Source organism: Runella sp., assembly GCF_965279615.1.
GTDB lineage: Bacteria > Bacteroidota > Bacteroidia > Cytophagales > Spirosomataceae > Runella.
The window spans coordinates 7,347,682-7,361,439 of the sequence record NZ_OZ257252.1 but is presented as its reverse complement, the minus strand read 5'-3'; the positions used below and the strand labels follow the sequence as shown (position 1 = coordinate 7,361,439).

The 13,758-nt window shown below is 43.5% G+C and carries 13 protein-coding genes; 6 read left to right on the top strand and 7 right to left on the bottom strand.

All coding sequences use genetic code 11. The annotated features are described in order from the left end of the window. The first annotated feature begins 82 nt into the window (after positions 1-82). From ACQY73_RS31025 to ACQY73_RS31005, 5 genes are read left to right on the top strand one after another with little or no spacing between them, the layout of a single operon-like run. The gene (locus ACQY73_RS31025) at positions 83-721 is read left to right on the top strand and encodes a glycosyltransferase (protein WP_428658056.1); all 639 of its coding nucleotides are present in this window, start codon (positions 83-85) and stop codon (positions 719-721) included. Next, positions 718-1,407: a glycosyltransferase family 2 protein gene (locus ACQY73_RS31020; protein WP_428658055.1), complete on the top strand. Its 690-nt coding sequence runs from the start codon at positions 718-720 to the stop codon at positions 1,405-1,407. The genes ACQY73_RS31025 and ACQY73_RS31020 overlap by 4 nt, the downstream gene beginning before the upstream one ends. Further along, positions 1,404-2,987 carry a DUF6734 family protein gene (locus ACQY73_RS31015; RefSeq protein WP_428658054.1) on the top strand — a complete coding sequence of 528 codons (1,584 nt, stop codon included), beginning with the start codon at positions 1,404-1,406 and terminating at the stop codon, positions 2,985-2,987. The genes ACQY73_RS31020 and ACQY73_RS31015 overlap by 4 nt, the downstream gene beginning before the upstream one ends. Further along, entirely contained in the window at positions 2,984-3,415 is a 432-nt protein-coding gene (locus ACQY73_RS31010; RefSeq protein ID WP_428658053.1) for a PqqD family protein, read from the top strand. Before ACQY73_RS31015 ends, ACQY73_RS31010 begins: the two co-directional genes overlap by 4 nt. 24 nt (positions 3,416-3,439) lie before the next feature. Beyond that, entirely contained in the window at positions 3,440-4,483 is a 1,044-nt protein-coding gene (locus ACQY73_RS31005) for a hypothetical protein (RefSeq protein ID WP_428658052.1), read from the top strand. Between the two features lie 85 nt (positions 4,484-4,568). On the opposite strand, the gene ACQY73_RS31000 is transcribed toward ACQY73_RS31005, so the two are convergent. Together ACQY73_RS31000 and ACQY73_RS30995 are read right to left on the bottom strand one after the other, a co-directional pair. Further along, positions 4,569-6,005, bottom strand: coding sequence for a M56 family metallopeptidase (locus tag ACQY73_RS31000; RefSeq protein ID WP_428658051.1), 1,437 nt, complete (start codon positions 6,003-6,005; stop codon positions 4,569-4,571). Then, positions 6,002-6,373, bottom strand: coding sequence for a BlaI/MecI/CopY family transcriptional regulator (locus tag ACQY73_RS30995; protein ID WP_428658050.1), 372 nt, complete (start codon positions 6,371-6,373; stop codon positions 6,002-6,004). Before ACQY73_RS30995 ends, ACQY73_RS31000 begins: the two co-directional genes overlap by 4 nt. Before the next feature lie 143 nt (positions 6,374-6,516). Here ACQY73_RS30995 and ACQY73_RS30990 point away from each other — a divergent pair, with 143 nt between their 5' ends. Beyond that, entirely contained in the window at positions 6,517-6,999 is a 483-nt protein-coding gene (locus ACQY73_RS30990; protein ID WP_428658049.1) for a hypothetical protein, read from the top strand. A gap of 42 nt (positions 7,000-7,041) precedes the next feature. On the opposite strand, the gene ACQY73_RS30985 is transcribed toward ACQY73_RS30990, so the two are convergent. The 5 genes from ACQY73_RS30985 to ACQY73_RS30965 form a co-directional block, all read right to left on the bottom strand. Further along, positions 7,042-8,469, bottom strand: a complete 1,428-nt coding sequence (locus ACQY73_RS30985) for an MBL fold metallo-hydrolase (protein WP_428658048.1) — start codon at positions 8,467-8,469, stop codon at positions 7,042-7,044. A 92-nt stretch (positions 8,470-8,561) separates the two neighbouring features. Next, complete coding sequence (locus ACQY73_RS30980; protein ID WP_428658047.1) at positions 8,562-10,226, bottom strand: hypothetical protein; 1,665 nt, start codon at positions 10,224-10,226, stop codon at positions 8,562-8,564. 179 nt (positions 10,227-10,405) lie between these two features. Continuing rightward, positions 10,406-11,632 (bottom strand): hypothetical protein, encoded by a 1,227-nt coding sequence (locus ACQY73_RS30975; protein WP_428658046.1) that lies wholly within the window; start codon positions 11,630-11,632, stop codon positions 10,406-10,408. 169 nt (positions 11,633-11,801) lie between these two features. Next, positions 11,802-12,581, bottom strand: coding sequence for a LytR/AlgR family response regulator transcription factor (locus tag ACQY73_RS30970; RefSeq protein ID WP_428658045.1), 780 nt, complete (start codon positions 12,579-12,581; stop codon positions 11,802-11,804). Between the two features lie 46 nt (positions 12,582-12,627). Then, on the bottom strand, positions 12,628-13,704 hold the full coding sequence (locus ACQY73_RS30965) for a sensor histidine kinase (protein ID WP_428658044.1): 1,077 nt from the start codon (positions 13,702-13,704) through the stop codon (positions 12,628-12,630). Between the last annotated feature and the right edge of the window lie 54 nt (positions 13,705-13,758).

Genomic DNA, 13,758 nt, shown 5'->3' with positions numbered 1-13,758 from the left:
GGAAAACTAAAATTTCCGCGCAAACCCTAGTATCGGCTTATTGCTCTGTTAATCCTACCCTAAAGGTTTCAGGTCTATTTTCATGACAACCTTTCCTTCCATCTCAGTTATTGTCATCTGTCGAAATGCCGCAGCTTTTATTGAAGGCTGTCTGACAAGCATTCGTCGGCAGACGCACTCTCTTCATGAGATCATTGTTGTAGACGGCCATTCAACTGATGGTACGCGACAATGGCTTGAATTTCAATCGGATATACATTTACTACAGCAACAGGGCACGGGAATCGCGAACGCCCGCAACAGGGGCATTGAAGCTGCGACGGGTGATATCATTGCCTTTTTAGATGCTGATGATACCTGGACTTCCAATAAAACAGCCCTTCAAGTGGATTATCTCGTGCAAAATCCTGCGGCAAATGTTGTGACAGGATTGCTTCAAAAATCGACTGAAGAGCGGTTGTATACGGCTCTTACGCCGGGTGGATGTTGTTTTCGGAGAGAGGTGTTTAATACCATCGGTCATTTTAACGAAACATTGGTGGTAGCTGCTGATCATGAGTGGTTTATCAGAGCCAAGCGAAAAGGAGAAGAAGTAAGAAAAATGGACGAATTGGTACTGCACAAAACCATGCACGACCGTAATATGTCCATTGTGCGGCAAGATATTTACAGAAGAGAGTTGCTTGAATTATTTGTTTCTTCTCAAAATCCGACCCCATGAATTTGCCTTTACTCAGCGTCATAATTCCCGTTTTCAATGCTGAAAAATTCATCAGCGACGCTCTTCAAAATGTGCTTGCACAGGGAATCAATAACCTCGAAGTCATATGCGTTGACGACGGCTCTACTGACCGTTCCGCCCAAATCATTCAATCCGTTGAAGATGCAGGAATTCGTTATTTTTACCAAGCCAATGCAGGCGCTGCGTCGGCTCGTAATTACGGACTGCGGCAAGCTAAAGGACAATTTATCACCTTTTTAGACGCTGATGATCTTTATCCACCGGGCAAACTTCGGCGTCAGATTGACTTCCTGCTCAATAATCCCACCATTGAAGGTATCTGGGGGCATTCCAAATTTGAATATGCTACCGACTTGAATGAACGAATGTTCCGCGTTAATGAAGATGAAGCTGTGTGGAGTATATTGCTGGGGGCTTCTATGTTTAGAAAAGAAATATTTGAGAAAATAGGACCTTTTAATGAACAAATGATCCTTGGGGAAGATACTGAATGGTATTTACGATTACGCGATTTTGGCTTGAATGTCTTCATTGATCCTCATCTCTCCTTAGTTTACCGACCTCATGCCGATGGCCTTGTCCATCGCGAACAACCGCGTTTAAACAGTGCATTACTGAAAGCGCTTCACCAATCCATTCAACGCCGAAAAGACACCCAAAAGTGAACAAAATAACTACCATCAAAGCTACTCAAACGCTTTGGCTTTCTCAGGCACAGGCATTTTTTGACGGCGGCTGGGTGTCTCCGCGTTATCATTGGATGGCCTGGACATTGAGCTGCCTACTGCTGAAAAAGCATTTTAAACGGGTGCAACTAATAACTGATGAAGCAGGAAAACGCATCCTGATCGATCAACTTCAACTCCCTTATGATAGCGTTGAGTTAGCAATGGAACAGCATAAAGAACTGATCTCCAAATCATGGGTATTGGTTAAATTGGCGGGAGTAGCTTCCCATTCAGAACCCTTTTTGCACGTTGACGGAGATCTGTTTTTGTGGGAATGTCCATCGGAAGAATTTCTTAACTCGCCGCTCACTGCCCAGCATTTAGAGATAGGCTACCCTGCTTATACTCTCATTCTCAAATCATTAAAAGAAAACAATTTTATACTGCCCGCATGTATGGATTCCATAAATCATGTGATCGGGATAAATACAGGTCTACTTGGTGGACAGGAATATGGTTTCTTTAAACGTTTTTTTGAATTGGTAAATCAGTTTTACGATCAAAACAGCGAATTACTCCAAAACGCGCCCAATGATAGTTCCATTGCTACCTTTACCGAACAGGTATTATTTCAGTATCAGGCGCAGTTTGAAGAGCTAAAAATCAAAACACTCATTAAACCTTCCTTCAAAGGAGAGCACAGTCATTTCAATGATCTACTGAATGTAGGGGTCGATGAAAATCCAGCGCTCCTTACTCATTTATTGGGAGTTCTCAGACAGTATTTGTTTTCGTGCAAATTAATGGAATTCCACCTTCGCTATCTTTTTCCGGAATACCATCAACGTACCAATAACTGGTTCGACACGTTGGGTTTTAATTCACAAGAAGCGCACTTTGAGGTACCCTTCAGCATTGAAAAGCACCGAACTCCTGAGCAGTGGACACATACCCACGTTGAAGCCGCCTTGCAACATTCTTACCAACGAACCATAGATTTATTGAAATATTGGGGAATAAGTACAAACGATCCGGCCGCTATTGAACTTTCGGATTTTAGCCACTATCATCAATTATCAGAACTTCAACACCGGCAATTGGAAGACTGTCGGCACTATGAACATGCCCGAAAGCAGCGATTGGAAAAAGCTGTAATTGAAAAAACGTTGCTTGGAAATGAAGAATTTCAACGCTTTGTCGATTATAAGGCGCTCTTTAAAAGCCATGATGCCATTCAAAATCTTACCATTGCTCCGGCCAATGAACCGCTCCTGACCAGTCGATGGAATTGGCATCAACTTCCATCACAGCAGGATTCAACACCCGTTACTTCTATCTATGATCTTGTCATTGATCATCATTCACTGCACTTGCAGGAATTTGTGCTTGAACCGTCAAAAACAGGATTGTTATTGACGTTAACAGAGCCTATAACAGTAGAAGCTTTTGTTCAAAAAACCATAACGAATCATTCCGATTATTGGGAAAAACGAGGAAATAAAGCTATTTTTGACACTCTTAAAGAGCTGTACCTTAAAGGCTTTATTACTTTCTATAAAACCCGATCTTTACCGTGAGTCTCTCCTATTTTAAAGCAAATCCCCATGGCATTGCCGGTGAGCAATTTGGAAATGAAATTGTGTTGATCAATTTAATTAAAGGAAATTACTACAATATTACCGAAAGCAGCGCCGTCTTTATTTGGAATATTTTACAGCAATACCCTATTAGTCTTCCCCAACTTTCTCAGGCGCTGACTATTCAATTTGATGTTGACCTGACCACCGCTACGCAAACAGCAGAGGTGTTTCTCCGGCAACTTTTGTCCGAAGATCTGATTGTAGAAACAGCAGAAAATATCGAAGAATTTACTCCAATGATACCCGATAAAAAGCAACCTTTCAACGCACCGAAACTTGTGGTATTCGACGATATGCAGGACTTAATTGTTCTGGATCCTGTCCACGATGTTGATGCCCAAAAAGGTTGGCCTTTCAAAAAATAGCACCCACATTCCCATCATTATTTCATGCCTACGACCGAATCTGTTACCAATAATACAATCCTCGACCAACTATTTACAAAAAGCCCTCAAAGTATCCGCCATTTTGAATTAGCGCCATTGTCATTTGAAATGCATTTTTACGGTCAATTTGAAGAAGCGTTCTTTTGCGATGCCATTGCGCATTTAGAAACCGAAAAACCTGCTGCCGGAGCCTTAAAAATCGCCATTATTGATCAAAAAACCACGAATCAAAATATTCCTGATGCATTACGGCACTGGCCCTCAGTGGATGCCTACAGTGGCGATATGCTGGAAATGCCGGCACCTTTTTTCGGCAATTGCAACACGAATTCTTATACCATCACTTTCATAAACCGCGAAACATCACAAGCCGCCATTTGGCTGTCTGACGCAGCTGAATTGCCTACTTATGAGCGCAGTTTTCCATTACGCCAGTTTTTCTATTTTTGGTTCAGAAACACGTCACACGTCATGGTTCATGCGGGCGCTTTGGGGTTTGATTTAGGCGGAGTGTTGTTGGCCGGCAAAGGCGGCTCGGGAAAATCAACGTCCACAATGGCGTGTCTTGACAGTACTCTGCAATACGCCGGCGATGATTTTATCTTAATTGAAACCCAACAACCCTTTGTACACAGTCTGTATAATGTTGCAAAACTGGAAGAGCATAACCTTGCAAATTTCCCCCACCTTCGGCAATATGTGTATAATTGGGAGTCGGTACCGGTCGATAAAGCACAGTTGTTTTTACGTCAATTCATGCCGGAGAAAGTGATTCACGGATTTCCGCTCAAAGCGATTCTTTTACCCAAGTTTACGGGGCAAGTCAACACAGCGCATCGCCCGGCAAGTAAAGCCGAAGCCATGAAAGCGTTGGTTCCTTCTTCGGTATGGCTCTTGCGGTCAGACACCTATCAGGTAGAGAAAATCAGCTGCTTAGTGCGCAATTTACCCTGTTTTTGGTTGGAAACGGGCACTGATCTGGCGCAAATTCCCGCGAAGATCATCAAGATTTTGGAAACAATGAAGGCTGAAACGATTGTCGACTAAACCATAACATAAATAAAGTCTCCCCAAAAATGGAGAGACCTTATCAGTTCATCTATCTCATTTCATTACTAATCTAATTCTCCTTTTACTTCATTTTTTCGAAATTATACCCTAAGCGGTAGCGTTTATCGGCTAACGTTTCCGAGCGGTATTTTTCATAATAAGCGGTGGTCATTAAGTCCAGTTGGTATTTGTATTTATACCCAATGGTTGCCTGCGCATTTTTATACAATTTGCTGACAAATACCTGTGAAAAATCAGAGGCTTTGTATTTATTCAATACCGAGTTGGGCACTTTCTTTTCGTCGATCCACACCCCATACGTTTTCGCATCTTTATAGGCTTCAAATTCTTTTTCGGTTGGCAAAACTCGAGGCAAAGGCCCGATGGGTGGGTGCATGTTGATTTCCTGCGCTGCTTGCTGTTCTTTGCTCATCGCTTTAAATATTGTTTCTAATCGTGCCCTGTCTGCCTCACTTGGCCGATCCAATCTCCTCCATTCTTTGCCATTTTTAACTCCTTTTTTTAAATACCGCGCAACTATTTGCCCGTACTCATCCAATAATGCCTGTGAAACACCGTCTTTACTAAACTCTGCCTCATTGGTGGATTTGGCAACTACTGAAGGCGCACTTTGGGCAAAACTTACGTTGCCAAAGGCAAATACCAATACTGAGAAAAGGATTGCTGTCGCCGTTTGCAGTGCATAAACGCGAGACATCGAAGTGATCTTGTTCATCATTTTGAAACGTTTTTTAGTGAGTAGATAGTTGAAAGAACTGGTCAAAGTCATACCCCTTGATTGGCTTATTTTATGCAGCAATAAATACTGGTAAGCCGTTGAATTTTGGTAGGTTTTAATGACCCAATCATCGGCCAAAAATTCATGATTGAGTTGTACCGCTTTTCGGTACAGCCATACCGCCGGATTCCACCAACAAAAAGCCAATAGGAGTTCCATGAAAACCACGTCTAATGTGTGGCGTTGCTGCACATGTGCCTGCTCATGCCTCAGAATTTCAGGTTCAATTTCACCTTGTTCAAACGTTTCTTGGTTGACAAATACGTAGCGAAAAAAACTGTAAGGCGAATCTGCTTGAGAAGTCAAAACCAGCTTCATCGTTCCATACTCAACAATGGGGCTCGTTCGAATCGTTTTCCAAAAAGAAGACAGGTTTTTCCCAAAACGGAACAAAAACATGAAAGTAATTGCACCATATATACTCCACAAATAAGTCTGCCAATTGGGTGTGTTGACTGTTTTCGAAACAGAAACAGGCTCATTGGAAACTAATGCGCGAGAAAGACCGACAGATGGTAAATCACTTGCTTTCTCTATGACAAATGAAGCTGTTTCAACGGGTAACTCAAATGTAAAAAGTGGCACCAAGCCTGAAAAAACAATGCTAAACAGCAAATAGTAGCGGTTAAAAACCGGCATTTTTTCTTTTTCCAATACCGGATGATACAGAATCAGCAGCAATGCCGAGCAGGCGGCAAATTTGAAAAGGTAAATGATCATGGCTTTTTGTGTTTAAGTTGTTCGTCAATCATTCGTTTCAAGTCTTCCAATTCATTGGTAGTCAGGTCGGTGGCATTTGTAAAAAAGGAAGCAAACTGCGCGACCGAATTGCCAAAGAAGTTTTTAATGATCCCTTTTACGTGTTTAGAGAAATACTCTTCTTTAGATACCAAAGCATAATATTGGCGCGAATTGCCAAAAACGGTATAGCCAACAAATCCTTTTTCCTGCATTCGTTTGAGCAACGTAGCCAACGTGGTTGGAGCAGGTTTTGGGTCAGGTGAGGCATCGATCAGGTCTTTCATAAAGACCGTTCCCTGTTGCCAAATGAGTTCCATTAATTGTTCTTCAGATTTAGAAAGCTGCATATATTCTACATTTTGATACTTTATTCTACAAATGTAGAATACAAAAATTAAAAGGCAAGTTTTTTGGAGAAGTTTTATTCGTAACTTGTAGTTCTGATTGCAGAAAGTAATAGCGCCGGACTCATTTTTAAAACGAGCAGACCATGAAAGCACCTTTCATTTTCTTTTTGATAATTTTTATTTTCTTAGGTTGCAAAGAAGAAGTTGAACCTCGGGAGATGTATGAAATGTTGAATAATCGCTCCATCAAAGTAATTAATTATTCAAATTCCGGCTGGAATAAATTCAGCATTGAGGAAGGTACCAACAAGCATGTAGCTTTCTATACATATGATAGGATAGATTTGAGCCAATGCAATGACTGCGGCAACCCATTCATTGCCTTCGAAGTAGACCCTTCTCTTTCTGAATTCAACTACTCTTCCTCTCAAGAGTTCGAAAATATCCATGCCATCAGTGGAATAACGAGCAGTATTGCCGGACCGATTGCTTATCCTATTCATTCGGGCAGTATTTCAGGAAAAAAAATCAATAATTATTCATGGATCATTACCATTGATTTACCTGCCGACAGTACTACCCACAGTGAACCCCGTAAAAAGACAGGCGTATTTACTCTAAAATAATAATTGCCTGCGGGAGTCTTACAAAAATAGGCAATAAGTGCCTTAATCTTCTGATTTTTTCAGTGTAGTGGGGCACACAAAATCAGTTGTTTTGAAGCGCCCGGATTTTTGAATCGCGGAGAATCCACCGTCAATGTCTACTAAATTATCGTAGCCGCGCGATTTAAGAATAGAAGCCGCCATCATGGAACGATAGCCTCCCGCGCAGTGAATATACATGGTTTGTTTTTTCGGAAACTCGGCCATCAGATCGCTGATGTTATCCAATGGCAAATTTTTGGCTCCATCAATGTGTTCAGCTTCAAATTCACTTGGCTTCCGAACATCGATCACTACCGAATCTTTCTCATTTTCAAGGCGATCAGCCAGCTCATTGGCAGAAATAGAGCTGATCTCGTCAATTTCATTACCACTTTCCTGCCACGCTTCAAATCCTCCTTCCAAATAACCAATGACATTATCATAGCCTACTCTAGCCAGCCGCAGAATAGATTCCTGTTCATTTCCTTTTTCAGTAACTAATAACAATTCCTGTTTTACGTCAGGAATCAACGCGCCAACCCACGGCGCAAATTGGCCACCTAAACCGATGTTGATGGAATTGGGAATAAACCCTTTGTTAAATACCTGCGCATCGCGCGTATCCAATACTACCGCTCCGGTTTCATTGGCTGCGGCTTCAAAAGCTGCCGGCGGTAAGGCCTGAGCAGAGCGCTCCATCACTACCTCCATACTCTCATACCCTTCTTTGTTCATTTGAACATTTTGAGGAAAGTATTGCGGTGGCTTCGCCAGTCCGTCGGTTACTTCTTTTATGAACTCTTCTTTGGGCATGTCGGCGCGCAGGGCGTAGTTGAACAGTTTCTGATTCCCGAGCGTATCGGTCGTCTCTTTGCTCATGTTTTTACCGCAGGCCGAACCCGCGCCGTGGGCCGGATAAACGATGACCTCATTGGGTAAGGTCATGATCTTGTTTCGAAGTGAATCGTATAGAAAACCCGCCAGATCGTTCATCGTCAGATCAGATTTTTGAGCCAGATCGGGTCGGCCAACATCACCGATAAAGAGCGTATCGCCGCTGAAAAGGGCTTTTTCTTTTCCGGTCTCATCGAATAATAAATAACAGGTAGATTCGAGCGTATGTCCCGGCGTATGAAGGGCTTTTATTTTTATTTTTCCCAGCGAAAATACTTCTCCATCGGTCGCAATGTAAGCCTCAAAACCCGTTTTGGCGTTTGGCCCATAGACAATTGACGCACCTGTTTTCTTCGAAAGATCTAAATGCCCCGATACAAAATCGGCGTGAAAATGGGTTTCAAATACGTACTTGATCTTGGCACCGTCTCTGGTCGCTCGCTCAATATAGGGCGTTACTTCTCTAAGCGGATCAATGACCGCAACTTCTCCTTCACTTTCAATGTAGTACGTACCTTGCGCGAGGCAGCCCGTATAAATTTGCTCGATTTTCATAAATGAAATAAATTCAGGTTAGAAATCTTTCCTGATTCCCACTACTCAAAGAATCAAATTTAAAAGAGCTTAGTTCCGAATCAAGTTGAGAATTACATCGAAGCGGCCTTTACATTGGCGTCGAATATTCCCGTCAGCACCTGCCCGTTTCGTTTGATCTGTAGAAAAATTCGGTATTGTCCCGCTTTTGGAAACGCATACGGAAACACGATCCGATGCTCGTGTTTCATGCCTTCCATGTGCTTGGCATCCATGCCGTTCATGCTCGCCATCAGCAATTGGTCACGTTCGGCCGGCGCAAGCAATTTCAGGCTTGTCAGGTAGCGATCAATGCTGTCCCGAAACGCTTTGGAATCGGTAGAATAACGATAGATCTTGGTCGTATCGGCAAGGCGCTTCTGCATGATCTGCTGCGCCGCCATCGAATACGTCCCTACGGGGTGAAGGTGAATATAGACCGAGCCATCAGAGCGCACAATGGCTGCGTGACCATTCATGCCCAAATAAGGCTCCAACACCGCAGGTTTGCCATCAGGACTAACTACTTCAAAGGCCAGTTGGTAGGGTTTTCCGGCTTCAAAAGAAACCTCCGGCTTTCCTTCCCACACGATGGAACTTCCATCTTTCAACTTGGTTCGGGTACCGGGTTTGCCGCAAATGACCACATTTTCGTCTATGGGTATTTGTTTGGGATTGTTCAGCGGATCGGTGACCACGTACGTATCTTCAGGGTCGGTTTTCAACTCCGCTTTTCCATACAACGCCGGAATATCAATGGTATCTGTAATGGTTTCGGCGAAGCCCGAACGCTGCACAACATCTGCATAGACCAAATATTTTCCGGGCGGAAGTTTGGGTAAATAAGCCTCGAAGGCAGTTGTATCCCGACGCTCAGGGTGCAAGTGCGCAAAGGCATCAAGGGAATTTTGACGAACTAAAAACAAGTGCATCAACTTTCCGTGATCAGGAATGAGAAAACTCATTACCGTACGTCGCTGCGAGCTTTTGTTAATGGAATTGGAATCAATTTGTAACTGAAAAACGCGCTCATTATTTTGGTTAACGATCTTAGCATTGCCCAATATCGGCTTATACATATATCGGTTATAATTAGCTGCCCAACTATTCCACCAACTGCTTCCACCGTATAAAATAATAGTGCAAACAACGGCCGCAACGCCCATGTTGATCCAACGGGCGCGGCGTTGTTTGGGCGTCAAATTGGCGCCTGTTTTAAGTAATCCATCGCTGGCGCTGGCGCCAATGGCCGTAATTAAAATAACGACCAATAACAATCCTAAAATACTCAATAACACTCCCAAGCCGGCGGGCATTTCGCGTTGAGCGGTAGAAATGGCAACAATGGGTACGATCAATTCTTTTTTTCCATCGTCACCATCCAGCGTGATCTGTACACTGGAAGCACCGCCCGCCATTAACCATACAATTCCCTGAAATTGACCTGCTTGGTTAGGTACGGCGCTGAGAGGGTCAGAAGTAGGGGCTCCTTTATCGCCGGTACGAAAATAAATGGGTCGCGCCTGTACATTGCGTACGTTTCCGCTTTCAACATAGACGGTTACCATTGCAGTGCCGGGAATAACATCAGGCGGTTGCAGGTTGACCATTACTCGGTAAGCACCCGCCTGTCCCTGAAACAAAACACCCGAACTACCCACGTGAGCCGACGCAAAAACAACGCATAGGCAAGAGAAGACGATAGAAAGAAAAAAAGATTTTGATTTTAAAGGATACATAGGTAGAGAATTAATTGGTAGGGGCAGGCTTTACGTCTGCCCGGTTGCAGAGTCCAGCTTTACTTCTACTTCGAACAAAACAGGTGATTGGACAGAGATTGGATTGGGCAGACGTAAGCGGTACGCCGCCGCGGGCCTGCTCCTACGTTATTATTATCATCATTATTTGATAGCCAACATCAGCGTTGAATTTTGCGCATCCATTTGCCCCATGCCAATCCAAGACGAGAAGAAATGTAGCCAAAACCAAGTGCATAGGCAATTCCGATGCTAAATTCAGAAATGGTTTGAAGCATCCCGGGAGCATATTTATAGCGATATTCCCACGTAGGGTCATTACCATAATAGAGGTAATGGCTGCCAAAGAACCAGTTACGAGTATAAGGTGACTCCAACAAAAACTCTCCGAAAGGCCATTGCACAATGAGCATAATTACAACAAAAACGACACTCATAATAGCCGCCATTACCCAATCATTGATGTAGGTATAACGATTCAGAATCCAATCCATCGCAAAAGCGGGGACAATCAATAACAACGGAAAGGCAAATCCCTGATAATGATCGATGTGATTCCAGATAGGGCCTAATTTGGGCTCGGCAGGAAACAATGGAATGATCCACAACGTGAGACACATCAATGCCGTATAAACTGCCGTCACCGATGTGATACTCCAACGCCCGCCGGCACCGCGTCCAAATGCCAACAGAAACAATGGAAATGCGGCCGCCGAAACTTTATAAAAACTTGAATTGTGCATTTCCCATTTTCCCAATTCTTCGGAAAGTAAGGTAAACCACATTGTCATCAAAAATCCACCTGATAAGGCAAAAAGCAGATTGAGACGACGAAGCCGTTGTTTGGTATACGCCGTTGAAATACCTTGGCTAACCAATTGGTTTTTGGTCGAAAGAACGCTTACAATTGCCCCAAACTGCACTCCGATAATCCCCAATGCCAAAACGGTATGTGGTGGCGAAAGAATCTGAACATCAAGCCCGTAAGTATTATGCCACCAATCGTCAAAGGGCGCCGATGTAAGCATCATTAAAGCGCCCCAAATACAAAACAATGCCCCCAATGAACTATAAAAGAAACCCCACACTTTCACACTTTGGGCTTTTTGAATAGCCGAACCTTTGAACGTAGTATAAAGTACCTGATACCCCGAAAAAAGACCTGAAACTATTGCGCCTACATAAATAATAAGGTGAGGCGGCGAAAAAAGGCCATCGCGCCCAATGCTGGTGTGCCAACAAATATCCCAAATAAGTCCTACGATCACGCACAAAGACGAAAACACCACTGCATACAAATACGGCGGAATGCCTAATAAGAAATCAGTGGATGAAACGCGTTGATAGTCAGAAGAATCTTTAATAGCGGGCGAAAGCGAACTTGCCATAAGTAATCCGGATTGAGGTTGAGTGGTTTATTGACGAGGAACGGACATTGCACAAACACAGAAATCTCCTGTCTTTTCAATAAAATACAAAGTGATGATTTTCTACTACGCTTAGAATGTCCGAATGGGCTATTAAAAGTACTAAAAACCCAAAGACAATCCAAAACCATTATTCCCCCATCCAATCTCTGAATTCGCCGGCTTTGTCGCGACTTATAAACACTTCTTCGTCCGTGCCCGGACGAAGGTCCAATTTAAGGCGGCTGTTGAAGTGTAAATGAATCTTGTCAACGGATTTAGGACACAGAATGATCTGCCGATTGGCCCGGAAAAACTGTTTCGGATTCAGCAGACATTCAAGCTCATCCAGCGTATAATCCAGAACGTACGAACGCTCGTCCCACGTTTTTACAAAACTCAGCCGTTCCTGACTATAAAAATAGGCAATATCATCTACCGAAACGGGCACAAGGCGAGAGCCCTGTTTCAATAAAAAACGCTCCCGATATTCAGAAGGAGATACTTTTGTTTGCTTGATAAGGTGTACCAATTCGTTAACGTCCAAGTGGTTTTCGGCCGTTGTTCCGTACATTTTTTTCAGTTCCTGAAACTTAGATAAACTTCGCTTTAAGGCGTCTTCGTCAATGGGTTTGAGCAGATAATCAATGCTGTTTACGCGGAAAGCCTGAATGGCATATTCGTTGTAAGCGGTCGTGAAAATGACGGGACTTTTGACTTCTACCCGGTTGAATATCTCAAAACTTTGCCCATCACACAATTCAATATCCATCAACAACAGATCGGGGCGTTCGTTGTCGCGCAGCCATTGAATGGATGACTCCACGCTGTCGAGCATGGTCACGACCTCAATGGCTTCGCCGCATTCCTGCACCATCGTTTTCAATTGCCGGGCCGCCAGCGCTTCATCTTCGATAATGACCACTTTCATACACTGTTCGCTTAAATTTCTACCTTAATTCCTTCTGACCACTGTATTATGCTTTCGCCGTTTTTTCTTTCTGCCCCCATTGCCCAATTCCAATGAGCGGTACGCGGACTTCAAATGTATCCTCATTTTGGTATATCTGCACGTGCGGTTGGCGAAGCAACGCATATTTGGAAGCAATGTTCATTAAGCCTTTTTGGCTCGACGGCATGGCATTGTTGGGTTTACATTGAAGGTTATTTTGTACCACAAGTTCCCCTACCTTATTTGTAAATATCTTGATATTCAATGGCTTTGAGATCGAAACCATGTTATGCTTGACCGCATTTTCTACCAACAACTGTAACGTCAGCGGTGGGATTTGGGCGTGGCGATACACCGGGTCAACGTTTACTTCCAACGTAATGCCTTCTTCAAATCGGGTTTTGAGCAAGCTGAAATACGCGTGCGTAAATTCAAGTTCTTTTTCAATTGAGATCAACTGTTGCTCATTGCTTTGCAACAAATACCGATACACCTGCGATAAATCACCAATGAACCGGACCGCTGTTTTGTTTTCGTTTGATTTGACCAACGCCTGAAGCGTATTAAGGCTGTTGAATAAGAAATGTGGCTGTACCTGATTTTTCAACGAATCCAACTGCATTTCCAGGTTAGCGCGGCTGAGCTCTTCGGTCTGACGTTTGCTGAGCAACCATTGACGGAAGAAATAACGGCTTTCGTAAACGGCAAAAATGATGGCTAAGTAAAACAAATTAAGCCCCACCATAAACAGCGTCTCGGGGTGTATCCAGTCGAATTTGGGGCTATCGCTGTACACAAAATAATCGAAGAGCATCAACCGTTGAACCACCAACAAAACAACCACGGGAATACTTAGCAAACCCAATGCAATGAGCCGCTGGCGCACATTCTCCAAGCCGGGATTACGACGGCGCACTTCAACGATCATCCAACGCCCCACGATCCACGAAAAATAGACCGAAATGAGTCCCGCGATCAGGAATTTGGCCGCAGTAAAATTATCATCACAGAGCGTGGGCAAATTAAAAAAAACGGTCGCTACTGCCCAAAGCACAATCGGGCCGAAAATAAGCAATCGTTTATCGTTGAGGGTAACTTTCATCGCGGGGGCAAAATACAGTTAGGTACAAACATATAGGTATAACTGCCAAACATA

Bases quoted from the DNA above. Each gene is read 5' to 3' on its own strand.
- ACQY73_RS30975 (WP_428658046.1), bottom strand. From the start codon at position 11,632: ATGGCAAGTTCGCTTTCGCCCGCTATTAAAGATTCTTCTGACTATCAA.
- ACQY73_RS31020 (WP_428658055.1), top strand. From the start codon at position 718: ATGAATTTGCCTTTACTCAGCGTCATAATTCCCGTTTTCAATGCTGAA.
- ACQY73_RS30995 (WP_428658050.1), bottom strand. From the start codon at position 6,373: ATGCAGCTTTCTAAATCTGAAGAACAATTAATGGAACTCATTTGGCAA.
- ACQY73_RS30970 (WP_428658045.1), bottom strand. From the start codon at position 12,581: ATGAAAGTGGTCATTATCGAAGATGAAGCGCTGGCGGCCCGGCAATTG.
- ACQY73_RS31025 (WP_428658056.1), top strand. From the start codon at position 83: ATGACAACCTTTCCTTCCATCTCAGTTATTGTCATCTGTCGAAATGCC.
- ACQY73_RS30990 (WP_428658049.1), top strand. From the start codon at position 6,517: ATGAAAGCACCTTTCATTTTCTTTTTGATAATTTTTATTTTCTTAGGT.
- ACQY73_RS30980 (WP_428658047.1), bottom strand. From the start codon at position 10,226: ATGTATCCTTTAAAATCAAAATCTTTTTTTCTTTCTATCGTCTTCTCT.
- ACQY73_RS31005 (WP_428658052.1), top strand. From the start codon at position 3,440: ATGCCTACGACCGAATCTGTTACCAATAATACAATCCTCGACCAACTA.
- ACQY73_RS30985 (WP_428658048.1), bottom strand. From the start codon at position 8,469: ATGAAAATCGAGCAAATTTATACGGGCTGCCTCGCGCAAGGTACGTAC.
- ACQY73_RS31000 (WP_428658051.1), bottom strand. From the start codon at position 6,005: ATGATCATTTACCTTTTCAAATTTGCCGCCTGCTCGGCATTGCTGCTG.
- ACQY73_RS30965 (WP_428658044.1), bottom strand. From the start codon at position 13,704: ATGAAAGTTACCCTCAACGATAAACGATTGCTTATTTTCGGCCCGATT.